The 21080-nt window shown below is 72.3% G+C and carries 20 protein-coding genes; 6 read left to right on the forward strand and 14 right to left on the reverse strand.

The annotated features are described in order from the left end of the window. Positions 1–17: 17 nt before the first annotated feature. From ACZ4MF_RS31780 to ACZ4MF_RS31795, 4 genes are all read right to left on the reverse strand, one after another. Complete coding sequence (locus ACZ4MF_RS31780) at positions 18–845, reverse strand: hypothetical protein (protein WP_467495566.1); 828 nt, start codon at positions 843–845, stop codon at positions 18–20. A 114-nt stretch (positions 846–959) separates the two neighbouring features. Continuing rightward, positions 960–2123: an oxygenase MpaB family protein gene (locus tag ACZ4MF_RS31785; RefSeq protein WP_467495568.1), complete on the reverse strand. Its 1164-nt coding sequence runs from the start codon at positions 2121–2123 to the stop codon at positions 960–962. 118 nt (positions 2124–2241) lie between these two features. Further along, positions 2242–3297 carry a polyprenyl synthetase family protein gene (locus ACZ4MF_RS31790; protein WP_467495570.1) on the reverse strand — a complete coding sequence of 352 codons (1056 nt, stop codon included), beginning with the start codon at positions 3295–3297 and terminating at the stop codon, positions 2242–2244. After that, positions 3287–3565, reverse strand: a complete 279-nt coding sequence (locus ACZ4MF_RS31795; protein WP_467495572.1) for a polyprenyl synthetase — start codon at positions 3563–3565, stop codon at positions 3287–3289. The genes ACZ4MF_RS31790 and ACZ4MF_RS31795 overlap by 11 nt, the downstream gene beginning before the upstream one ends. 878 nt (positions 3566–4443) lie before the next feature. On the opposite strand from ACZ4MF_RS31795, the gene recA reads away from it, so the two are divergent. The 3 genes from recA (at position 4444) to ACZ4MF_RS31810 (ending at position 9186) form a co-directional block, all read left to right on the forward strand. Further along, positions 4444–5562, forward strand: a complete 1119-nt coding sequence (gene recA, locus ACZ4MF_RS31800; protein ID WP_467495574.1) for a recombinase RecA — start codon at positions 4444–4446, stop codon at positions 5560–5562. A 3-nt stretch (positions 5563–5565) separates the two neighbouring features. Next, positions 5566–6420, forward strand: a complete 855-nt coding sequence (gene recX, locus ACZ4MF_RS31805) for a recombination regulator RecX (RefSeq protein WP_467495576.1) — start codon at positions 5566–5568, stop codon at positions 6418–6420. A gap of 237 nt (positions 6421–6657) precedes the next feature. Further along, positions 6658–9186: an ABC transporter permease gene (locus ACZ4MF_RS31810; protein WP_467495578.1), complete on the forward strand. Its 2529-nt coding sequence runs from the start codon at positions 6658–6660 to the stop codon at positions 9184–9186. A gap of 25 nt (positions 9187–9211) precedes the next feature. On the opposite strand, the gene ACZ4MF_RS31815 is transcribed toward ACZ4MF_RS31810, so the two are convergent. The 8 genes from ACZ4MF_RS31815 to ACZ4MF_RS31850 all read right to left on the reverse strand — a co-directional run bounded on the left by ACZ4MF_RS31815 (position 9212) and on the right by ACZ4MF_RS31850 (position 15611). After that, positions 9212–9670, reverse strand: a complete 459-nt coding sequence (locus tag ACZ4MF_RS31815) for a rhodanese-like domain-containing protein (RefSeq protein ID WP_467495715.1) — start codon at positions 9668–9670, stop codon at positions 9212–9214. Further along, positions 9661–10224, reverse strand: coding sequence for a cupin domain-containing protein (locus ACZ4MF_RS31820; protein ID WP_467495580.1), 564 nt, complete (start codon positions 10222–10224; stop codon positions 9661–9663). The genes ACZ4MF_RS31815 and ACZ4MF_RS31820 overlap by 10 nt, the downstream gene beginning before the upstream one ends. A gap of 67 nt (positions 10225–10291) precedes the next feature. After that, positions 10292–10378, reverse strand: a complete 87-nt coding sequence (locus tag ACZ4MF_RS31825; RefSeq protein ID WP_313960178.1) for a putative leader peptide — start codon at positions 10376–10378, stop codon at positions 10292–10294. 77 nt (positions 10379–10455) lie between these two features. Next, a complete protein-coding gene (locus tag ACZ4MF_RS31830) occupies positions 10456–12060 on the reverse strand; it encodes an FAD-dependent monooxygenase (protein ID WP_467495582.1) in 1605 nt (534 codons plus the stop codon). Between the two features lie 177 nt (positions 12061–12237). Further along, a complete protein-coding gene (locus ACZ4MF_RS31835; protein ID WP_467495584.1) occupies positions 12238–13140 on the reverse strand; it encodes an amino acid ABC transporter permease in 903 nt (300 codons plus the stop codon). Further along, positions 13137–13802: an amino acid ABC transporter permease gene (locus ACZ4MF_RS31840; protein ID WP_467495586.1), complete on the reverse strand. Its 666-nt coding sequence runs from the start codon at positions 13800–13802 to the stop codon at positions 13137–13139. Before ACZ4MF_RS31840 ends, ACZ4MF_RS31835 begins: the two co-directional genes overlap by 4 nt. Positions 13803–13926: 124 nt before the next feature. Further along, a complete protein-coding gene (locus ACZ4MF_RS31845; RefSeq protein WP_467495588.1) occupies positions 13927–14757 on the reverse strand; it encodes a glutamate ABC transporter substrate-binding protein in 831 nt (276 codons plus the stop codon). A gap of 77 nt (positions 14758–14834) precedes the next feature. Further along, positions 14835–15611 (reverse strand): amino acid ABC transporter ATP-binding protein, encoded by a 777-nt coding sequence (locus ACZ4MF_RS31850; protein ID WP_356033625.1) that lies wholly within the window; start codon positions 15609–15611, stop codon positions 14835–14837. Positions 15612–15901: 290 nt separating this feature from the next. On the opposite strand from ACZ4MF_RS31850, the gene ACZ4MF_RS31855 reads away from it, so the two are divergent. Together ACZ4MF_RS31855 and ACZ4MF_RS31860 are read left to right on the forward strand one after the other, a co-directional pair. Beyond that, positions 15902–16588 (forward strand): response regulator transcription factor, encoded by a 687-nt coding sequence (locus tag ACZ4MF_RS31855; protein WP_356033628.1) that lies wholly within the window; start codon positions 15902–15904, stop codon positions 16586–16588. 9 nt (positions 16589–16597) lie between these two features. Then, positions 16598–18001 (forward strand): sensor histidine kinase, encoded by a 1404-nt coding sequence (locus ACZ4MF_RS31860; protein WP_467495591.1) that lies wholly within the window; start codon positions 16598–16600, stop codon positions 17999–18001. A 39-nt stretch (positions 18002–18040) separates the two neighbouring features. Here the strand turns inward: ACZ4MF_RS31860 and ACZ4MF_RS31865 are convergent, their stop codons facing one another. Next, entirely contained in the window at positions 18041–19039 is a 999-nt protein-coding gene (locus ACZ4MF_RS31865) for a TAXI family TRAP transporter solute-binding subunit (RefSeq protein WP_467495593.1), read from the reverse strand. Positions 19040–19145: 106 nt separating this feature from the next. On the opposite strand from ACZ4MF_RS31865, the gene ACZ4MF_RS31870 reads away from it, so the two are divergent. After that, positions 19146–19565: a pyrophosphohydrolase domain-containing protein gene (locus ACZ4MF_RS31870; RefSeq protein ID WP_467495595.1), complete on the forward strand. Its 420-nt coding sequence runs from the start codon at positions 19146–19148 to the stop codon at positions 19563–19565. Here the strand turns inward: ACZ4MF_RS31870 and ACZ4MF_RS31875 are convergent. Next, positions 19562–21031: a hypothetical protein gene (locus ACZ4MF_RS31875; RefSeq protein WP_467495597.1), complete on the reverse strand. Its 1470-nt coding sequence runs from the start codon at positions 21029–21031 to the stop codon at positions 19562–19564. The two genes, ACZ4MF_RS31870 and ACZ4MF_RS31875, sit on opposite strands and share 4 nt — an antisense overlap. Between the last annotated feature and the right edge of the window lie 49 nt (positions 21032–21080).

Here is a 21080-nt window from a genome sequence, read left to right on the forward strand (position 1 = left end):
TTCCCGTACGACGGACCTCAGTACGTCACTCCCGCCCACACACCCGCACCGGCGACGGCCATCACGTAACAGCCGACCGCCGCGGCCACGATGCGCCGGCGCGTCCGCCCGCTCCAGGACGAACTCCGGGGTGAGCGGGACAGCAGCCAGGCCAGCAGCGGCAGCACGAGGACCGCGTGCAGGCTGACGGCGTGCAGGGGCTTGAGCGGCGCCGTCGAGTGATAGGCGGCCTGCTGGTGGCCGGTCCGGGTCAGTACGACCCCGCGCGCGATCATCGCCGCGCCCGAGGCCAGCCCCACCAGCAGGATCGCGAATCCGGAGCGCACCGCCAGCGGCATGCCGGCAGGCCCCGTCGGCCGCTGCCGGAACGACGCGGCGGCGAAGAGCGTGAGCACGACCACCAGGACACCGCCGCCCACCGCGAGCGTCATCGACACGGCCGTGTCGAAGGGGGTCTCCATGTTCAGATGAGAGGGCACCCGGCGCCACGCCTGCACGGTGATCCCGCCGACCTCCACCACGCAGTCGGCGGCGAACACGACCAGCAGGACCGCGCGCAGCCGGTCCGCAACGCGCAGATACGACGTGACCCAGGTGATCGCGATCAGAGTCAGCCCGAAGGAGAGCCCGAACGTGAAGGGCTTGCGCCAGGAGACCGGGCCGTACCAGGGGCCGCCGTCCACCGCGAACACCACCAGGTGCACGAGACCGGACAGGACGAGCAACAGCCCCGTCGCATGACAGAGGCGGTCGGCGGATCGGCCGGCGGAACGGTTGACGGGGAGGCCGACGGGTCGCTCGACGAGACGGTCGGTGACGCGGCCGGCAGCGCGCGGTGTCTTCATGCGCCAAGGCTCCCGGCGGCTGCCCGCGCGGTCGTCGTCCGGCCGAAGGCACCCGCCGTACGCCCCGGGGAGTATCCCCGTGAACAGCGGCATCCGGCGCCCGGAAGGCAGCGGTCAGGGGGACACCGTGGCAGCGGGCGGGGTCCAGCGCCTGGTGCGGGGGACCGTGTCGGTGACGCCGTAGTCCTTCTTGAGGTGCTCGGGGATGGCGTAATGCATCACGCGCCCGCGCGTGAGGGAGGACAGTTCGAGGACGGTCGTCAGATGGCCGAGCCGGTCCAGGGCCCAGGCGCCGAGCGGGGAGCGGTCCTCGATGGTCTCCAGTACCCCGAGGAGGTGCGGGACGGCCTTCACCAGCGTGTCCCAGCGGGTGCGGGGCACCTGGAGCCAGTCGGCGCAGGTGTCGCCGACCAGATGGCGGACGAGGGCGGAGACGATCGGGTCGAAGAGGGTGCCGGGCACGACCTCCTCGTAGAGGTCGATGAGCTGCCGCGTCAGCTCCGCGCCCTCCGCCGAGGGGCCCATGTGACGGATCATGTACAGGTCGAGGAAGCTCCGCGCCTCCTGAAGGGTCTTCGGCACGGCCTCCTGGTCGACACCGAGCATGGCGCCGACCACCCGCCACGCGTAGTAGTAGGCCTCCGCTCCCTCCGTGGTCATGTGGATGCCCAGCCGGTGCAGGCTGTCGAGGACGAGCAGCGAGAAGAACATCTGCCCGCCGATCATGTCCTCCTGGCAGATCGGCGTGCCCAGGGCCGCCGTGTCCCAGCGGTTCTCGCGCTTGAGGTGGTGCCGGATGGACGCGTGCAGCAGCCGGACCTTCTGGGCGGCCGGGATGAAGCGGCTGCCCGCCTCGAAGGCGTCCGGCCGCATCAGATAGACCGTGAACTGGCCGGTCTCCGCCATCCGCTTGGAGGGGTACTTCAGCGAGTGCGTGGCCGACAGCAGCCGCGCCACGTGCGGGACGACGTAACAGGCGGGCATGGAGGCGAAGGACAACGCCGTGGAGATGTGCACGTTGTTGTCGATGAAGAACAGCCGCGCCTTCTCCATCTCGCCCCAGTCCACCCAGGACGGCGGCACGCTCGTCGCCCGGAGGTACTCGCGGGCCACGTCGGGCAGGCCGTCCGGCAGCGGAGCGCCGGCGGTGGAGACGTACCGCATCAGCGTGTTGAAGGTGCCGACCTCCCCGCGCGCGAAGAGGGTGGCGACGGTGGCGTCGGCGAGTTCGTCGCCGGCCTCCCGCAGGGCGTCCATCGATGCCTCGGTGACGGTCATGGCAGGGGCTCCTTGTCCGGGAAGTCATGGGCGTGCGGCGAGTTGTGGGCATACGGGACGTCAGGGCCCGGGCCGTGGGCGGTCGCAGCCGTACGGGCGCGGAGGGCGGGGCAGACGGTCAGTACGGGCGGACCGTCGCCGCATGCGCCAGTTCGGCCAGGGCGTCGGCGGCGCGCGCGGACACGTCCAGGTCGTGGAGGGCGTCGAGTGCCTCCGCCACGCGCGCGGAGATCATGTTCTCGACCCGGTCCGGTGCCCCGAGCCGGCGCATCACCTCCCGTACGGCGTCCAGGCCGGCCCGGTCCGGCTCGCCCTGGCCCAGCAGGAACCGAAGCCGCTCGCGCTCGTCCGCGCCGGCGATGCGCCAGGCCTCCGCCAGCAGCGCGGTGGGGCGACGGCCGCGTACGTCGTCGGTGTCGGCCTTCCCGGTGCGCTCCGGGTCCCCGAACAGGCCCAGCAGGTCGTCGCGCAGCTGGAAGGCCTCGCCGAGCGGCAGCCCGTACGCCGAGTAGCCCGCCCGCAGCCGTTCCCCGGCCCCGGCCAGGGTGCCGCCGATCAGCAGGGGCTGCTCGACGGTGTACTTGGCGGTCTTGTACCGGATCACCTTCAGCGACGCCGTGGTGTCCGGGACGGCCCCGGTGTGCAGGATCTCCAGGCACTCACCCGCGATCAGCTCACGGGCCAGCAGCGACCACAGCGGGCGGGCGCGGCCCAGATAGGCGGCGGGCAGCCCGCACGTGGCGAACAGCTGCCCGGCCAGCGACATCAGCAGATCCCCGACCAGTATCGCCAGCGACCGCGCGGCGGCGCCGGGACGCGGATGCCCGGTCACGGCACCGCGCAGGGCCAGGTGGGCGGTGGGCCGGCCGTGCCGCAGGGGGCTGTCGTCGATCAGGTCGTCGTGCACGACCGCGGCGGCGTGCACCAGTTCCATGGAGGCCGCGGCCCGCACCAGTGCGTCACTGTCCGGCTGGCCGGCCGCACGCCAGCCCCAGTAGCAGAACGCCGCCCGCAGCCGCTTGCCGTCCGCGACCGCCGACTCCAGCTGGCCGGCCACCGGTCCGAGGGCCGGATCGACCCCGGCCAGCAGATCGGCCTCCTGGGCGACGAACGTGTGCAGCACCTGGTCGACGCGGGCCCGGAACCCGGCCGCGTTCCACCGCTCAGCCGCCATCGGCACCCCGGTGTACGCGCGCGTGCCGGGCGAGGATCTCCAAATGGGCCGGGGGTACGGTCGCGTAGCGGTCCAGTGCCAGCCGGCCGCGGGCCACCAGGTCCTGCTCGGCCGCCGATGCCAGCTCCGCGGTGTCCGAGCGGCGCAGCAGCCCCCGTACGGTCGTCACGGCCGAGCCCAGCGCACTCACCGCCAGGTCCGCCACCCCCGCCACCAGCAGTACGGCCTGTTCGTCCAGACCGCCGCGGCGCCCCGCTGCCTCTGTCATGCCTCTCCCGTCAGTACGCCCGGTCTCCCGCCGGTGCCTCCGGGCGATGCCGGTCCCACATCGCCGTTTCACGTGAGCATGACGGCCCCGGACAGGCGGAGGTGGCGGAACCGACGCCGGGTGCACCAATGGGTGACCGGTTCGGCAGGCCGTACGGTTCCGGTCCGCGCCGCCCGCCGTCGCGCTCGTCGCCGCCGGTATGGCCACCCCGCCGACGGCGACAGCGGCTTCGGCGCCGGTGTCAACGCCGCGAGCAACGTGCTCGCCCAGGCCGGCCGACCAGACTGGGCAGCAGCCGGGGGCTCGCGGCACCTTCTCGTCCTGGGCGCGGCGCAGGGCCGCGGGATCCGGGGCGGGCCGACAGACGGCGTGGCGGCGGTCGCCGTGGGCCGACAGAGCCGGGCCTGCCCGGGCGGACACGGAGACGAGGGCTCGCCGAGACGTTGCGGGACGGGGCGCGACCAGGCGCGGGGCAGGGACGAGCAGCCAGGCGTGCTTGTTGCGCGGCAGCGCGTCCGCGACCGGCGCCGCTCGTGCCCGCTCGTGCCGTCCGGGGGGCAGCAGGACGGCGGGATCGTGTCACCGAGTCGCCGGAGCCGGCCGCCCCACCCCCGCGCACCGCGTCCCCCAAGGTCCGCTTCCTCCGGGAGCGCCGGTCGCAATCGGCCGTACCTGCGGGGGGTGCGCTTGACACAAAAATCGAACATCCATTCTCATGGAAGCTCAGGCGAGGCTCTAGAGGGTGGATTTCGACCCGTTTTGCGGGGAGGTGTCCCCCGGTTATCCACAGGCTGGGCCTGCGTCGGGGCGCATTGTCAGTGGCAGGCGTTAGCGTCTTTGACGTGAAGCGATCGACTCAAGCAAACCGGGTGGAACCCATGGCAGGAACCGACCGCGAGAAGGCGCTCGACGCCGCGCTCGCACAGATTGAACGGCAATTCGGCAAGGGCGCAGTCATGCGCATGGGCGAGCGGTCGAGGGAGCCCATCGAGGTCATCTCGACCGGATCGACCGCGCTCGACGTCGCCCTCGGCGTCGGTGGCCTGCCGCGCGGCCGCGTCGTGGAGATCTACGGACCGGAGTCTTCCGGTAAGACGACCCTGACCCTGCACGCCGTGGCCAACGCCCAGAAGGCCGGCGGCCAGGTCGCGTTCGTGGACGCGGAGCACGCCCTCGACCCCGAGTACGCGCGCAAGCTCGGCGTCGACATCGACAACCTGATCCTCTCCCAGCCGGACAACGGCGAGCAGGCCCTGGAGATCGTGGACATGCTGGTCCGCTCCGGTGCCCTCGACCTCATCGTCATCGACTCCGTCGCCGCGCTCGTCCCGCGCGCGGAGATCGAGGGCGAGATGGGCGACAGCCACGTCGGTCTCCAGGCCCGGCTGATGAGCCAGGCGCTGCGGAAGATCACCAGCGCGCTCAACCAGTCCAAGACCACCGCGATCTTCATCAACCAGCTCCGCGAGAAGATCGGCGTGATGTTCGGCTCCCCGGAGACCACGACCGGTGGCCGCGCGCTGAAGTTCTACGCCTCGGTGCGTATCGACATCCGCCGCATCGAGACCCTGAAGGACGGCACCGAGGCGGTCGGCAACCGCACCCGCTGCAAGGTCGTCAAGAACAAGGTCGCGCCGCCCTTCAAGCAGGCCGAGTTCGACATCCTCTACGGCCAGGGCATCAGCCGCGAGGGCGGTCTGATCGACATGGGCGTGGAGCACGGCTTCGTCCGCAAGGCCGGCGCCTGGTACACGTACGAGGGCGACCAGCTCGGCCAGGGCAAGGAGAACGCGCGCAACTTCCTGAAGGACAACCCCGACCTGGCCAACGAGATCGAGAAGAAGATCAAGGAGAAGCTGGGCGTGGGGGTCCGGCCGGAGGAGCCCGCCGCCGAGCCCGGCGCAGACGCGGCGGTCACCGCCGCGGCCGACGACGACGCCAAGACGGCGCCCGCCGCCAAGGCCGCCAAGCCCAAGGCCGCCGCAGCCAAGAGCTGACCCGTGACACGACGAACCGACTGGGCCGAGTACGAGTACGCCACCCCCGGTGCCCCACGGGGGAGGGGCACCGGGGGCTGCCCGGACTCCGCGCCGGACGGTGACGACGGACACCGGACCGACGGGTACCGCGAGTACGGCGGGCTCGGAGGCTACGGCGCGCACGGAGAGTTCAGCGAGTACGGCGAGTCCGACGCCCCCGGCGAGCGCCGCGGCAGCGGTGGTTACGAGGGCGACGGCGGAGCCCGCCGGGGCGGCAAGGGCGGCCGGAGCCGGCGGCGGCGCGGCTTCGGGGACGCGCCCGGGGAGGACGAAGGCACCCCTTCCTCGTCGAGGGCCGAGCGGGGGGAGTCTTCAGGGGACCCGGCTGAGCGGGCACGGGCGATCTGCCTGCGCCTGCTCACCGGGACCCCGCGCACCCGCAAGCAACTCGCCGACGCCCTGCGCAAGCGGGAGATCCCCGAGGACGTGGTCGAGGAGGTGCTGTCGCGGTTCGAGGAGGTCGGACTGATCGACGACGGCGCGTTCGCGGACGCCTGGGTGGAGTCCCGGCACCACGGCCGCGGGCTCGCCCGTCGGGCACTCGCCCGGGAGCTGCGTACCAAGGGAGTGGACTCGGCGCTGATCGACGAGGCCGTCGGTCAGTTGGACACCGAGCAGGAGGAGGCGACCGCCCGCGAGTTGGTCGACCGCAAACTGCGTGCCACCCGCGGCCTCGACCGCGACAAGCGGCTCCGCCGCCTCGCCGGCATGCTCGCCCGCAAGGGTTATCCCGAGGGCATGGCCCTCCGCGTCGTCCGCCAGGCCCTGGAGGAAGAGGGCGAGGACACCGAGTTCCTGGGGGACGCGGACATCTGAGGCCCCCTGGGCGGGGTTCTCTCGGCCGGCCCGACGGTGGCAGCACACGTCGGGACGGCTCGTGGGTCTCCCGCGGTGGGGTTAGCCCCCGTTGCAGACGCCGGTCCGCCGCAGTGCTGTGCCGGGCCCGTCCGGGCGAGTCTGGAGGCACGCTGCGGGCCACGGCACGGACACACCGGCCGGGGCCCGGACGCGTACGACACCGCCGACGCGTACAACAGAAGAGAGCCCGCCCCGATGATGCTGCGTTACGCCCTCCAGACAGTGCGCGCCCGGAAAGCGGGCTTTCTCGGTGCCTTCCTCGCCCTGATGTGCGCCGCCGCTCTGATCACGGCCTGCGGCACCCTCCTCGACACCGGCCTGCGCGGCACCATCCGCACCGAGCGCTACGCCGCCGCCCCCGTCGTGGTCACCAAAGACCCGTACGTCCACCAGACCACCGTCAAGCACAAAAAGGGCAAGACCAAGGTGAAGCACAAGGCGAAACCCATCGCCGAGCGCGCCTGGGTCGACGAGGGACTGCGCAGCCGACTCGCCAGCGTCCCCGGAGTGTTTCGGGTCGTGCCCGAACTCACCTTCCTCGCCCTGCCGTTGACCCCGTCCGGGACCGGCGGGCGTACCGCCTACGGACACGCCTGGGACTCCGCCGCGCTCACGCCGTACCGGCTGACCGCGGGCAGCGCGCCCCGGTCCGACGGTGAACTGGTCGTCGACGACTACCTCGCCGCACGCGCCCGGTTGCACATCGGCGACCGGCTCACCGTGCAGTCCACCCGGGCCCCGCGCAGCTACCGGGTCACCGGTATCGCCGCCCCCGCCACCGCCGTACGCCACCAGACGTCCCTCTTCTTCTCGGCCGCCGAGGCCCGCCGGCTGGCCGGGCGTCCGGGGCAGGTCAGCGCGTTCGGGGTGCTGCCGGTCCGGGGGACGGATCCCGGACGGGTGCGGCAGGCCGTGGCGGCGGTGCTTGACGGCACCTCCGTCCAGGTCGCGGGTGGCGACGCCCGGGGACCCGTCGAGTTCCTGGACGCGGCGAGCGCCCGCACCCGGCTGGTCAGCATGGGCGGTGCCATGGGCGGCACCGCGCTGCTGGTGGCGGTGCTCGTGGTCGTCGGCACCTTCGGACTCACCGTGCAGCAGCGCCACCGGGAACTCGCCCTGCTCCGCGCCATCGCCGCCACGCCCGGGCAGATCCGCGCGCTGCTCGGCCGGGAGGCGCTGATCGTCGGCGCGGCGGCGGGCACCGTGGGCGCGCTGCTCGGGCTGCCGCTCGGCGGCGCGCTGTATGCCAGGTTCGTCGCCCTGGGCGCCGTACCCGCCACGCTCGAACGCACCGTCAGTGTCTTCCCGCCGCTGGCCGCGCTCGCCGCCACCGTGTTCGGCGCCTGGGCCGCGGCCCGGATCGCCTCCCGCAGGATCGCCCGCATCCGCCCGACCGAGGCTCTGGCCGAGGCCAGGATCGTACCCGGTCGTCCCGCGTGGGGCCGGACCGCGGCAGGGTTGCTGCTTCTCGCCGGCGCCGCCGTCCTCGTCGTCGTCCTCACCTCCCTGCGCACCGAGCCCGCCTCGACTCCCGTGACGTTCCTCGCCGTCGTCGTCCTGTCCACCTCCGTCGCCCTGCTCGGCCCGCTCCTCGTCAAGGCGGCCGCCCTGCTGCTCGCCGGCCCGCTCCGGCTCACCGGTCACGGCGGCCGCCTCGCCACCGCCAACCTGCGCGGCAACGCCGCCCGGATGGCCTCCGTCGTCACCCCCCTCACCCTGCTCGTCGGCATGACCTGCACCGTGCTGTTCGTCCAGTCCACCCTCGGCGACGCCGCCCGCGCCCAGGTCCGCGACGGGGTCCGGGCCGACTGGGTCGTCGCCGCGCAGGGGCCCGGCGTCCCCCACGAGGCCGCCCAGCGGCTGCGCGCGGCGCACGACACCGTCACCGAGGTCGTCCGCACGACCGTGCGCATCGGTCTCGACAAGTACCCGGCGCAGGGTGTCACCCCGGCCGGTCCGACCCGTACCTGGGACCCGGACGTCACCGCCGGCTCCCTCGACCGGCTCGGCCCGGACACGGTCGCCGTCAGCCGACTGGCCGCCGATCAGCACCACTTGGCGCCTGGCAGCACCCTGAAACTCACCCTCGGCGACGGCACGCCCGCCGCGCTCACCGTCGCCGCCGTCTACGCCCGGGGTCTGGGCTTCGGCGATCTCACCTTCGCCCACGATCTCCTCGCCCGGCACGTCGACAACCCGCTCGCCTCCTCCGTCCTCGTCAGCACAGCCCGTACACAGACACAACTCGCGACTACGCTCCGTGAGTTCCCGGGGTTGCGAATTTTCTCCCCGGCCGACGCCGACGCCCTCCAGGCAGACCGGCAACAGACGAACGCCAAGGTCAATTACCTCGCCATGGGGCTGGTACTGGCCTTCACCGCCATCGCCGTCGTCAACACGCTCGCCATGTCGGTGGCGGAGCATGTCCGGGAGTTCGCCCTGCTCCGGCTCGCCGGGGCGACCCGCCGCCAGGTGCTGCGCATGCTGCGCACCGAGGTGCTGAGCCTGCTGCTCCTCGCCACCTCGCTCGGCAGCGGGATCGCCCTCGCCGTGCTCACGGCGTTCAGCGTCGGCATGACCGGCCGGGCCGCGCCCACGGTCACGCCCCTGCTCCATCTCACCGTCGTCGCGGTGGCCGGTCTGCTCGCGCTCGTCGGCAGCGCGGTCCCGGGGCGGGCGGCGCTGCGGGTGCGGGCGGTGACGGTGGCCACCGCCCGGGAGTAGCACCCAGGAGCAGGGGCGGCCGTCGTCAGCGCGCCGGCGGCTCCACCGGCAACCCCTGCGCCCGCCACGCCTGGAAGCCGCCGACCAGGTCGGTCGCCCGGTGCAGGCCCAGTTGGTGCAGGGAGGCGGCGGCGAGACTGGAGGCGTAGCCCTCGTTGCAGAGGACCACGACGCGCAGGTCGTGGCCGGTGGCCTCGGGGACGCGGTGACTGCCCCGAGGATCGAGGCGCCACTCCAGTTCGTTGCGCTCGATGACGAGAGCGCCGGGGATCAGCCCGTCCCGCTCGCGCAGGGCCGCGTACCGGATGTCCACCAGCAGCGCCGCCCCGGTGCGCGCCGCCTCGTGCGCCTCATGTGCCTCGATACGCCGGTAGCCCGCGCGCACCCGCTCCAGCAACGCGTCGATGGCGAGCGGCCGTTCGCCCGCGTCCGCCGCCGGGCCGGTGCCGCCCGCCGGGGTCCCCTCCGTGCCGCTCACTGCCAGTCCTCCGGCCGCTCCACCTGCTCCAGGCGCAGTACCTGACCCGTGCGGCTGTAGCGGCGGATACGGGGAAGGGGCGGGTGGTAGGCGTGGACGGAGATCGCGTGCTCGGTGCGGGACGTGTTGAGGACCTCGTGGACGTGGTGGCGGCCGAAGGCGCGGCCCTCGCCGGCGGGGAGGCGGCGTACGCGGTCGACGCCCTCGGAGAGTTCCAGGGTCTGCCAGCCGTCGGTGGGCAGCCGGGCGGCGAGCGAGTGCTCCTTGAGCTCGCCCGAGGCCGTGACGAACGCGCCGACCGACTCGGCGTGGTCGTGCCAGCCGGTACCGGTGCCCGGCGGCCAGCCGATCAGCCAGGCCTCGCTGCCGCCCGGCCCCTCCAGCCGCACCCAGGTACGGCCGTCCGGGTCGAGCGGAAGGGAGGCGATCAGCGCGGCGTCGGTGGCCGTACGCCGGGCGAAGGCGAGCAGGTCCGCCTGGGTGGGCGCCGAACGGGCGCCGGGCGAGGCAGGAGGCACGGATGCAGCGGCAGGGGACGCGGAAGCAGGGGAGACAGACACGAGCACCGTCCTGGAAGTTCGCGGAAACGGGCGCACGACGGCGCCCGGAGAGGGAGGGGGAGCGAATTCAGCAGGACGGACGACACACACAGCCCGCGTAGCGGACGAGGTCCATGTGGACCCTCCGCCACAGGCGCACACAGGTGTCGGTCATGGTCCGGAGTACAGCATGCGCGTGCACTCCGGTCAACTCACCGTCACCATGTGGACAGAGCGTGATCGGCGTACGGGTCAGCGCGCGCCGGAGGCGGCCTCCGCCTCCTCCTTCACCGCGCCGCCCACCGCCGCCTCCGCCGCCGAGTACAGGGCGGCCGGACGGACCCCGCTCAGCGCCGTGACCAGGTGGCCGTCGGGGCGTACGAGCAGCACGCTGTGCGCCGGCGCACCCGGGTAGTCCTCGGCGACCAGCAACTCGGCCGGGTGCGGCAGCGCGGTCACGGCCGCCGCGAGCCGGGGCATCACCCCGGCTGACATCCAGTGCTTGCGGTCCCACACGCCCGTGCCCGGCGCGATCAGCACGACGAGCAGGGCACCGCGGCCGAGACGGTCGCGCAGCCGGACGCACGAGCCGTCCTCCGCGGTGACCCGGACGTCGGTGATCTGCGCGCCGGGTGCGGTCCCGACCGGGATCCGGCCCTCCAGCGGCGGGGGCGCGAGCGGCGAGTCGGCGTACGTCCCCGGTGCGCCGAGCGCTCCGCGCCCCAAGTGGCCGTCGGCCAGCAGCGCATCGTGGCCCCGGGCCGTGCCCGGCACCATCTGGCGCAGCCCGCCTCCGCCGCGCAGCACCGGCAGTACCTGGTCGGCGGCGCGCAGCCGGGCGGAGACCGCGGCGCGCCGCTCGGTCTGATAGCTGTCCAGCAGCGTCTCGTGGTGCCCGTGGTGCCAGGCCGGGGCCAGCTTCCAGGCGAGGTTGTCGGCGTCCCTCAGGCCCTCGTCGAGTCCCTGGGTGCCGAGCGCGCCGAGCAGATGCGCGGCGTCCCCGGCGAGGAGGACCCGGCCCGCGCGCCAGCGGCGGGCCAGCCGGTGGTGCACGGTGTGGACACCGGTGTCGAGCAGGTCGTACGGCGGTGTGGTGCCGTCCGTCCAGCCCGCGAGCGTCTCGCGGATCCGGGCCACCAGGGTCTCGGGCGTGACCAGGTCCCTGCCGGGCGGCAGCAGCCAGTCCAGGCGCCACACGCCGTCCGGGAGGGGGCGGGCGGTCACCTCCACGGCCGAGGGCCCGGACTGCCGCCACGGCGGCGTCCGATGGATCAACGCTCGGCCCTCCCACGGAAGTTCCGCGCGCAGCGCGGCGACCGCGTGCCGCTCCACCGCCGTACGGCCCGGGAAGCGGATGTCCTGGAGTTTGCGCACCGTGGAACGCGGGCCGTCGCAGCCGACCAGGTAACTGCCGCGCCACCAGGTGCCCTTGGGGCCGCGGGAGTGCGCGGTGATGCCGGAACGGTCCTGCTCGATCGCGTCCAGGCGGCTGTCCACGGCCATTTTCACCAGGGGATCGTCGGCGACGGCCGTGCGCAGGGCGGCGGTGAGGACGTGCTGGGCGATGTGCAGCGGGGCGGCGGGGCCCCCCTCGGCGAAGTCGACCTCGCTCATCACCTGCTTGCGCCTGAGGGACCGCCATCCGGCCCAGCGCATGCCGTACGTGTCGAGCGGCACTCCCGTCAGCCGCTGCAGCAGCGCGGCCGTGTCCTCGCGCAGCACGACGGTGCGCGCCGGGCGGGGCTCGTCCTTGCCGGGGCCCTCGTCCAGGACGACGGACGGCACCTCCTGGCGGGCCAGCGCCAGGGCGAGCGTGAGCCCGACGGGCCCGGCTCCGACGACGATCACCGGGTCCACGGCGTGGCGCCCCCTGCCCGCAGCGGTGCCTCGACGGACGGCGGTGAACAAGAAGGTGAAGCGGGGTGCACGATCACAGAACGTATGCAACCCATTGGCAGAGTTTGCGTCAAGCGACAAGGGGCAGTGGCGATCATGCCACTGCCCCAGGGGCCCGTACGGGTGAGTGCCGAGGTGTCAGGCGGCGCTGCCGGTACCGACGGTGCCACCCACCGCGGCCGGATTCAGCTCCTCCAGCTCCTCCGCGCCGAGCACCGCGCCCGTGCTGCGCCTGCTGCGCCGCAGCCGGCGCTCCAGCCAGCTCGCGAAGGAGGTCAGGGCGAAGTTGAGCACGATGTAGATGACGGCGACGACGACGAAGCTGGCGATGACGTTCGCGTAGTTGGCCGCGAGCGTGCCGCGGTTGTTGAGCAGCTCGGGGAAGCCGAGCATCACGCCGCCCAGCGCGGTGTCCTTCACGATGACCACGAGCTGGCTGACGATGGCCGGCAGCATCACGGTGACCGCCTGCGGGAGCAGGATGCTGGTCATCGTCTGCCCCTTGCGCAGACCGATCGCGTACGCCGCCTCCGTCTGGCCCTTGGGCAGGGCCAGGATGCCGGCCCGTACGACCTCGGCGAGCACCGAGGCGTTGTAGAGCACCAGGCCGGTGACCACCGCGTACAGGGGCCGGTCGTCGCTGCTGACCTGTGTGTAGAGGTTGTAGAACTCGCTGGCGAACAGCATCAGCAGCAGCACCGGGATCGCCCGGAAGAACTCGACCACCACGCTCGCCACCGCGCGCACCCAGCGGTGGTCCGACAGCCTGGCTATGCCGAAGACGGCGCCGAGCGGCAGGGCGATGACCATGGACAGCGCCGCGGCCTTGAGGGTGTTGCCGAGTCCGGGCAGCAGGTACGTGGTCCAGGCCTCGGACGTGGTGAACGGCTGCCACAGAGCCCACTTCAGCTGCTGCTTGTCGTCCAGCGTCGTCCAGACCCACCAGACCAGCGCGGCCAGCAGGACGAGGAAGACGACGGACAGGAGCGCGTTGCGCCGCCTGGCGCGGGGGCCGGGCGTGTCGTAGAGGACGGAACTCATCGCTTCACCGCCAGTCGCTTGCCGAGCCAGCCCAGGAGCAGGCCGACCGGCAGGGTCAGGACCACGAAGCCGAGGGCGAAGACGGCGCCGATCGCCAGGGTCTGGGCCTCGTTCTCGATCATGGTCTTCATCAGGGTCGCGGCCTCGGCGACGCCGATGGCGGCCGCGACGGTGGTGTTCTTGGCCAGCGCGATCAGGACGTTGGCGAGCGGACCGACGACCGCGCGGAACGCCTGTGGCAGCACGATCAGGCGCAGGGTCTGGCCGAAGTTCAGCCCGATCGCGCGGGCCGCCTCGGCCTGGCCGAGGGGCACGGTGTTGATGCCCGAGCGCAGCGCCTCGCAGACGAACGCGGCGGTGTAGGCGATGAGACCGAGGACCGCCAGGCGGAAGCCCTGGATCTTGAAGTCGGAGGCACCCAGCGTCACTCCGAAGACGTCGGCGAGACCCAGCGAGGTGAACAGGATGATGATCGTCAGCGGGATGTTGCGGACGATGTTCACGTAGGCGGTGCCGAAGCCGCGCATGACCGGGACCGGGCTGACCCGCATCGCGGCCAGCAGGGTGCCCCAGACGAGGGAGCCGACCGCGGAGAGGACGGTGAGTTTCACCGTCATCCAGAACGCCCCGAGGACGTCGTAACCAGAAAGAAAGTCGAACACGATCTCCCGCGCTTCCGGGTGTGTGGCGTACGTGGAGGGCGGGGCGCGCCGCCGGGAGAGCGGCGGCGGCGCGCCTTGGTGACCCTGCGTCACCCGCCGGAGTCAGCGCCGGCGGAGTTCCGCGTTACTTGACGATCTGGCCGATCTTCGGCGCGGGCTCGTTCTTGTAGTTCGCCGGGCCGAAGTCCTTCTTCACCGCGGCGTCCCAGGAGCCGTCGCTGACCATCTTCTCCAGCGCCTTGTTGATCTTGTCGAGGGTGGCGGAGTCGCCCTTCTTGACGCCGATGCCGTAGTTCTCGTTGCTCAGCTTCAGACCGGCGAGCTTGAACTGGCCCTTGTACTTGTCCTGCGCGGCGTAGCCCGCGAGGATCGAGTCGTCGGTGGTCACCGCGTCCACCGCGCCGCTCTGCAGGCCCGCCATGCACTCCGAGTAGGAGCTGTACTCCCTCAGGTTGGCCTTCGGGGCGATCGTCTGCTGGATGTGCTGCGCCGGGGTGGAGCCGGTCACGGAACACAGCTTCTTCTGGTTGAGGTCCGTGCCCTTGGCGATCGTCGAGTCCTTCTTGACCAGCAGGTCCTGGTGGGCCAGCAGGTACGGACCGGCGAAGTCGACCTTCTGCTTGCGCTCGTCGGTGATCGAGTAGGTGGCGGCGATGAACTTCACGTCGCCGCGCTGGAGCGCGTTCTCACGGTCGGCGCTCTTCGTCTCCACGAACTGGATCTGGTCCGGCTTGTAACCGAGCTGCTTGGCCACGTACGTGGCCACGTCCACGTCGAAGCCCGAGAAGGAGCCGTCGGGCTGCTTCAGGCCGAGACCGGGCTGGTCGAACTTGATGCCGATCTTGATCTTGTTGCCGTCCGAGGCGCTGTTCGAGTTCTTGCCGCCGCAGGCGGTGGCGCCCACCGTGAGGGCGAGAACGGCGGCCGAAGCGGCGGTGACCTTGCGGAGCTTCATCGTGAACTTCCTTTGCGTGGAGGAGAGATCGAGGTCCGTGCGGGGCGGGTGGTCGGCACCGCCCGAGCGGCGCGCCCTCAGTGGTGCAGGATCTTGGACAGGAAGTCCTTGGCCCGGTCGCTGCGCGGGTTGCTGAAGAACTGCTCGGGCGTGGCCTGTTCGACGATCCGGCCGTCGGCCATGAAGACGACGCGGTTCGCGGCCGAGCGCGCGAATCCCATCTCGTGGGTGACGACGATCATCGTCATGCCCTCACGGGCGAGCTGCTGCATGACCTCGAGGACCTCGTTGATCATCTCGGGGTCGAGGGCCGAGGTCGGCTCGTCGAAGAGCATGACCTTCGGGCCCATCGCCAGCGCCCGCGCGATCGCCACGCGCTGCTGCTGACCGCCGGACAGCTGGGCGGGGTACTTGTCGGCCTGGGTGCCCACCCCGACCCGGTCGAGCAGCGCCCGGGCCTTCTCCTCCGCCTGCTGCTTCTCCGCCTTGCGGACCTTGAGCTGGCCCAGCATCACGTTCTCGAGCACGGTCTTGTGCGCGAAGAGGTTGAAGGACTGGAACACCATCCCGACGTCCGCCCGCAGCCGGGCCAGCTCCTTGCCCTCCTGGGGCAGGGGCTTTCCGTCGATCGTGATGGTGCCGGAGTCGATCGTCTCCAGGCGGTTGATCGTGCGGCACAGAGTCGACTTTCCGGACCCCGAGGGCCCGATGACCACGACGACCTCGCCGCGGGCGATCGTCAGGTCGATGTCCTGGAGCACGTGCAACGCGCCGAAGTGCTTGTTGACGCTCTTCAGCACGACCAGTTCGTCGGACGTGACCGTGTCTTCCTTGGTCAGCGCTGCTTCGGTCATCGCTCTCGGGCTCCGTCCTGCTCGGTTTCGGAGGACAGTAATGAGCCGCTGTGACCTGCGTCATCACATCTGAGGGAGATCTGAGCATCACGATCCGATAGCAAACGGACACGTGTCGTAGCACATGTTCCCCGCGCGCGTATCGGCCGGATAACGGAAGCGACAGGCAACCGGAACCCTCTTGACGCCGTCCTTGTCCATCGGCGTCACTGCCATGGTGCACGCGCGCGTGCACCTACAAGACGCACGGGAACCGACACCGTACGACCGCTGAACCGGAGGGGGCCGGGATGAGACTGCTGCTCGTCGAGGACGACAACCACGTCGCCGCGGCCCTGTCCGCCGTCCTTGCGCGGCACGGCTTCGAGGTCACGCACGCGCGTAGCGGCGAGGAAGCCCTCCAGGCGCTCGTCCCCGAGAGCGACGGTTTCGGTGTCGTCCTGCTCGACCTCGGCCTGCCCGACCAGGACGGATACGAGGTCTGCGGCAAGATCCGCAAGCGCACCGGCACCCCGGTGATCATGGTCACCGCACGCTCCGACGTGCGCTCGCGCATCCACGGGCTCAACCTCGGCGCCGACGACTACGTCGTGAAGCCGTACGACACCGGGGAACTGCTCGCCCGGATCCACGCCGTCAGCCGGCGCACCGCCCACGAGGACGCGGGGCCCGGCGGCGACGGCTCGCTGCTGCTCGGCGCCGTGCGCATAGAACTGCCCACCCGCCAGGTCACCGTGGGCGGTTCGGTCGTCCAGCTGACCCGCAAGGAGTTCGACCTGCTCGCCCTGCTCGCGCAGCGTCCGGGCGTCGTCTTCCGGCGCGAGCAGATCATCAGCGAGGTATGGCGCACCAGTTGGGAGGGCACCGGCCGCACCCTGGAGGTGCACGTCGCCTCCCTGCGGGCCAAACTGCGCATGCCCGCGCTGATCGAGACCGTACGCGGCGTCGGCTACCGGCTCGTCGCGCCGGCCGCCTAGCGGGGCCGGGTGCGCGCACGTCTGCTGCCGCTGCTCATCGTCCTGATGGCGGCCGTACTCCTCGCTCTCGGCCTGCCGCTCGCCATCAGCGTGGCCGCCGCCGAGCAGCAGAAGGTCGTGGTCGACCGGATCGACGACACGGCGCGCTTCGCCGCGCTCGCCCAGTTCGTCACCGGCGGCCCCAGCGGATCCCGCCGGACGGGCACGGACGAGCGCCTGGAGGCGCTGCGCAGCGAACTCGACAGCTACTACGGCGTCTACGGCATCAAGGCCGGTGTCTTCTACCGCAACAGCTCCGCCATGGCCAACGCCCCCGGCGACTGGTTCGTACCGCCGAAGGGGGAAGTCCGGGACGCGTTCGAGGAGGCGCTGCTCAGCCGGCGCAGCCACGACCCGCGGCAGGCGTGGCCCTGGCAGCGCAGCCGGCTGGTCGTCGCCTCGCCGGTGATCCGGGACGGGGACGTCGTGGCGGTCGTGGTCACCGACTCTCCCACCGGGCAGATGCGGTCACGGATCCTCCACAGCTGGCTGCTCATCGCGGCCGGCGAGAGCGCGGCGATGCTGCTGGCCGTCGGAGCGGCGCTACGGCTCACCGGCTGGGTGCTCAGACCGGTCCGCGTCCTGGACGCCACCACCCACGACATCGCCACCGGGCGCCTGAAGTCCCGGGTCGCGGCGGCCGGCGGACCGCCGGAACTCAGAAGGCTGGCCCGGTCGTTCAACGAGATGGCGGACAACGTCGAGGACGTGCTGGAGCAGCAGCGCGCCTTCGTCGCCGACGCCTCGCACCAGCTGCGCAACCCGCTCTCGGCGCTGCTGCTGCGCATCGAACTGCTCGCCCTCGAACTCCCCGAGGGCAACGAGGAGATCGCCTCGGTCCGTACCGAGGGCAAGCGTCTCGCGCAGGTGCTGGACGACCTGCTCGACCTCGCGCTGGCCGAGCACGCCGAGGCGGACCTGAGCCTGACCGACGTCGGTGCGCTCGCCGAGGAGCGGCTGGCCGCGTGGTCACCGGCCGCCGACGCGAAGGGCGTCCGGCTGACCGGGGAGTGTCCGCCCACGACCGGCTGGGCCGACCCGATCACCCTGTCCAGCGCCCTGGACGCGGTGATCGACAACGCCGTGAAGTTCACCCCCGAGGGCGGCACGGTGGCGGTCACCGTGGCGGCCGACGGCGACACCTGCATGGCCGTGGTGACCGACACCGGTCCCGGCCTCACCGAGGAGGAACTCGCGCGCGTGGGTGACCGCTTCTGGCGCAGCGGCCGCCACCAGAACATCAAGGGCTCGGGCCTCGGCCTGTCCATCACGCACGCGTTGCTCACGGCGGGCGGCGGCTCGATCACCTACGACCACCACGAACCGGGCGGTCTCCGCGTGACGGTGCGGGTGCCGCGGCAGGGGGAGCACTGAGGGGGCGGACTCCGGCGTACCCGCCCCGCTCCGGCCGCCTTACGGCTTCACCGAGCGGTAGTACCGGCGGGCGCCCTCCTGGAGGTACAGCGGGTCCGTGTAGATCGCGGTGCGCAGGTCGACCAGTTGGGCGCTGTGGACGTGGGCACCGATGCCGTCGCGGCTCTTGATGACCGTGCGGGTCAGCCACTCGGTCAGTCGCGGGTCCACGTCCGCGCGGGTGATCAGGAGGTTGGCGACGGCGATCGTCGGCACCCCGCTGCCCTGCTGCACGACGGGGTAGGCCGACTCGGGGATGCTGGTGGCCCGGTAGTAGCGGTTCTCCTGGCCCTCGTCGTGCAGCTTGGCGACGAGGCCGCCGTCGATCGGCACGAACGTGAACGCGGCCTTCTTGGCCAGCCCGACCAGCCCCTTGGTGGGCAGTCCGCCGGACCAGAAGAACGCGTCGATCTTGTTCTGCCGCAGCCGCTCGGGCCCGGTGTCGATGCCGTCACCGGCCGGAGTGATGTCCCGGTGCGGGTCGATGCCGGCTGCCTTGAGCACCCGGTCGGCGATCAGCCGGACCCCGGAGTCCGGCAGCCCGGTCGCCACCCGCTTGTGCCGCAGGTCCGCCACGCTGCGGATGTCCGAGTCACTGCGCACGATGAGATGCACGTAGTCGTCGTAGAGCCGGGCCACCCCGCGCAGCCGCCCGGCGCCGCTGCCGTGCGCCAGCTCGTACGTCTCCACCGCGTCGGCCGCCGCGATGGTGAAGTCGGCCTTGCCCGTCGCCACCCGCTGCACGTTCTCCTGCGAACCGGCGCTGCCGAGCAGTTCGACCTTCAGCCCGGGCATGTCCTTGGCCAGCTCGGTGCGCAGCCGCTCGCCGTACTCCTGGTAGACCCCCGAGGACGTGCCCGTGCTGAAGACGATCGTCCCGCTCGGCGGCCTCTCGCCCAGGGGCAGCAGCCACCACAGCAGCAGCCCGAGCAGCACGGCCCCGGCGGCCGCGACCGGCAGCGCCCGGCGCCTGCCGAGCCGGGGGAACACCTTCGACATGCGGCGATCCTGCCAGCCCGGGCACGCCCGTGACCAGGGCCGCGGTCACTCCCCGGGCGACGAGGAGGGCACGGGCGCTGTCAGTGGCGGCCGTTAGGGTCGACGCATGAGCACTTCACCCGCCGACCTCGTCCGTGAGTTCCACCATGCCTTCGGCCTCGACGCCCGCAGCACGCCGGCGGAGGTGGACCCCCAACTGGCCGCGCACCGCGGGATACTGCTCGCCGAGGAGGCCGCGGAGGTCGCCGAGGTCGCGGTCGACGGCCCGCTGGACAAGCTCGCGCACGAACTGGCCGATGTGGTCTACGTCGCGTACGGCACGGCGCTCGTCCACGGCATCGACCTCGACCAGGTGATCGCCGAGATCCACCGCGCCAACATGAGCAAGATCGGCCCGGACGGGCAGGTCGCCCGCCGGGCCGACGGCAAGGTCCTCAAGGGTGAGCACTACCGCGCCCCGGACGTGTCGGCCGTACTGCGCGGCCAGGGCTGGATACCGGCGGAGCCGGGCGCCGAGGGGTCCTAGGAAGTCTTCAGGGTGCCGCCCGCCAGCTTCCACTCGCGGTGCAGCGCGCCCAGCGGGATGTCCCGGTGGACGATCGGCGTGCCGAACACGGACAGCTGGAGCCGCAGCGTCCCGGACAGATCGACGCCGCCGTACACGCGCCAGGCCATCGAGGCCTTCACCCCGCCCGTGCCGGCGGAGGGCGAGCCGGCGCGGGACGAGGCGGTGGCCGTGCCGGAGGCCTCGCCGCGCAGGTAGGGGGCCAGGTCGGCGGTGACGCCGACGGCGCCGTAGAGGCCGACGGAGGCCTCGGCGCCGAGCGCCGTCTTCAGGGACCCCGCGGTGGTGACGGACGCGCGTACGGGGGTGCCCGTCATGTCCGAGGAGCTGACCGGCGTCCAGCCCTTGGCGGGGCCGAAGGTGCCGCCCGCCGTGAAGGCGCCCTTGAGGCTCTGCTCGACGTCGACGGTGACGTGTCCGTCACCGCTGAGCTGGACGTAACAGGTCAGGTCGAGGTTGACGACGACGGGGACCGGGCCGATCTGGAGGACGGGGTCGGCGTGCAGCGTGGCGAACGGGATCCGCAGCGGCGCGCCGGTCGTCGCGGCGGCCCGGCCCCCGACCGACCAGCCGGAGGTCCAGCGACCGGACACGCCGAGGTACGCCGACCCGGGTGTCACGCCGGTGCCGGTGCCGCCGTAGGCGAAGTCGACCCGCGGGGCGACCTGCACGAAGCCGTGCACCGAGGCACCGGCCGACACCGGGGCGTCCTTCGCCGTCGGCACCGCGGTGCTCACGTCGAGCCGGAGACTGCCGAGCGGCACCGTCGCGCCCTTCGGGCCGACGTGCACGTCACCGGCCTTGGCCCAGGACACCTTCACGCCGGGCAGCAGCTTCTCGACGGCGAAGGACGCGGGATCGACCGGCACGGCGCCTTTCGCGGTGGCGTCACCGAGCAGCGCGTTCAGCGTGGCCGGTTCCGTCTGCACCTGCGTGCCCCGGTCCGTCTCGCCGATCACCCTGGTGACCTTGGCGAGCAGTCCGTGCGGCGCCCCGGGCGCGGGCGCGCTGGCGATCACGTCGCCCACGGCGGTCCGGTGCGCGACGCCCGGGGAACTGCCGGAAGGAGCGGGGGAGGTCGAGGGGGCTGCGGTCGAACTCCCGTGTGAGGGCGGCTCGTCGGACAGTACGGCCCGTCGTGTGCGGCTGTCGTACGAGCTGACGGCGAGCGTGGTCCGGTGCGCGCGCTGCCCGCTGCCCGGCGGGCCCGCCGTGGCGGTCGCGGGGGCGGCGGGAGCGGCGGCGACGGCGAGTGAGCGGTCCGTGCCGTCGGCGGCACGGTCGATGGCCGTGGACGGCTGTCCGCGTCCGGCGGCCGACGCCGGTGCGGCCTGCGGTGCGGAGGAGGAGCAGGCCGTGGCGAGAAAGAGGGTGGTCACGGCGAGGGCGGGCAGCAGGGCGTGCCTGTGCCTCGTGCGTCTGCGCAAGGTCGGTCCTGGATGCAGTGGGGGGTGGCAGAGAGATGCCGGCGGGCGG

This window comes from Streptomyces sp. NPDC025793, assembly GCF_055558375.1.

Excerpts from the sequence above, each read along its gene's own strand:
- ACZ4MF_RS31780 (WP_467495566.1), bottom strand. The coding sequence starts at position 845 with ATGAAGACACCGCGCGCTGCCGGCCGCGTCACCGACCGTCTCGTCGAG.
- ACZ4MF_RS31785 (WP_467495568.1), bottom strand. The coding sequence starts at position 2,123 with ATGACCGTCACCGAGGCATCGATGGACGCCCTGCGGGAGGCCGGCGAC.
- ACZ4MF_RS31790 (WP_467495570.1), bottom strand. The coding sequence starts at position 3,297 with ATGGCGGCTGAGCGGTGGAACGCGGCCGGGTTCCGGGCCCGCGTCGAC.
- ACZ4MF_RS31795 (WP_467495572.1), bottom strand. The coding sequence starts at position 3,565 with ATGACAGAGGCAGCGGGGCGCCGCGGCGGTCTGGACGAACAGGCCGTA.
- recA (WP_467495574.1), top strand. The coding sequence starts at position 4,444 with ATGGCAGGAACCGACCGCGAGAAGGCGCTCGACGCCGCGCTCGCACAG.
- ACZ4MF_RS31810 (WP_467495578.1), top strand. The coding sequence starts at position 6,658 with ATGATGCTGCGTTACGCCCTCCAGACAGTGCGCGCCCGGAAAGCGGGC.
- ACZ4MF_RS31825 (WP_313960178.1), bottom strand. The coding sequence starts at position 10,378 with ATGACCGACACCTGTGTGCGCCTGTGGCGGAGGGTCCACATGGACCTC.
- ACZ4MF_RS31835 (WP_467495584.1), bottom strand. The coding sequence starts at position 13,140 with ATGAGTTCCGTCCTCTACGACACGCCCGGCCCCCGCGCCAGGCGGCGC.
- ACZ4MF_RS31845 (WP_467495588.1), bottom strand. The coding sequence starts at position 14,757 with ATGAAGCTCCGCAAGGTCACCGCCGCTTCGGCCGCCGTTCTCGCCCTC.
- ACZ4MF_RS31850 (WP_356033625.1), bottom strand. The coding sequence starts at position 15,611 with ATGACCGAAGCAGCGCTGACCAAGGAAGACACGGTCACGTCCGACGAA.
- ACZ4MF_RS31855 (WP_356033628.1), top strand. The coding sequence starts at position 15,902 with ATGAGACTGCTGCTCGTCGAGGACGACAACCACGTCGCCGCGGCCCTG.
- ACZ4MF_RS31865 (WP_467495593.1), bottom strand. The coding sequence starts at position 19,039 with ATGTCGAAGGTGTTCCCCCGGCTCGGCAGGCGCCGGGCGCTGCCGGTC.
- ACZ4MF_RS31870 (WP_467495595.1), top strand. The coding sequence starts at position 19,146 with ATGAGCACTTCACCCGCCGACCTCGTCCGTGAGTTCCACCATGCCTTC.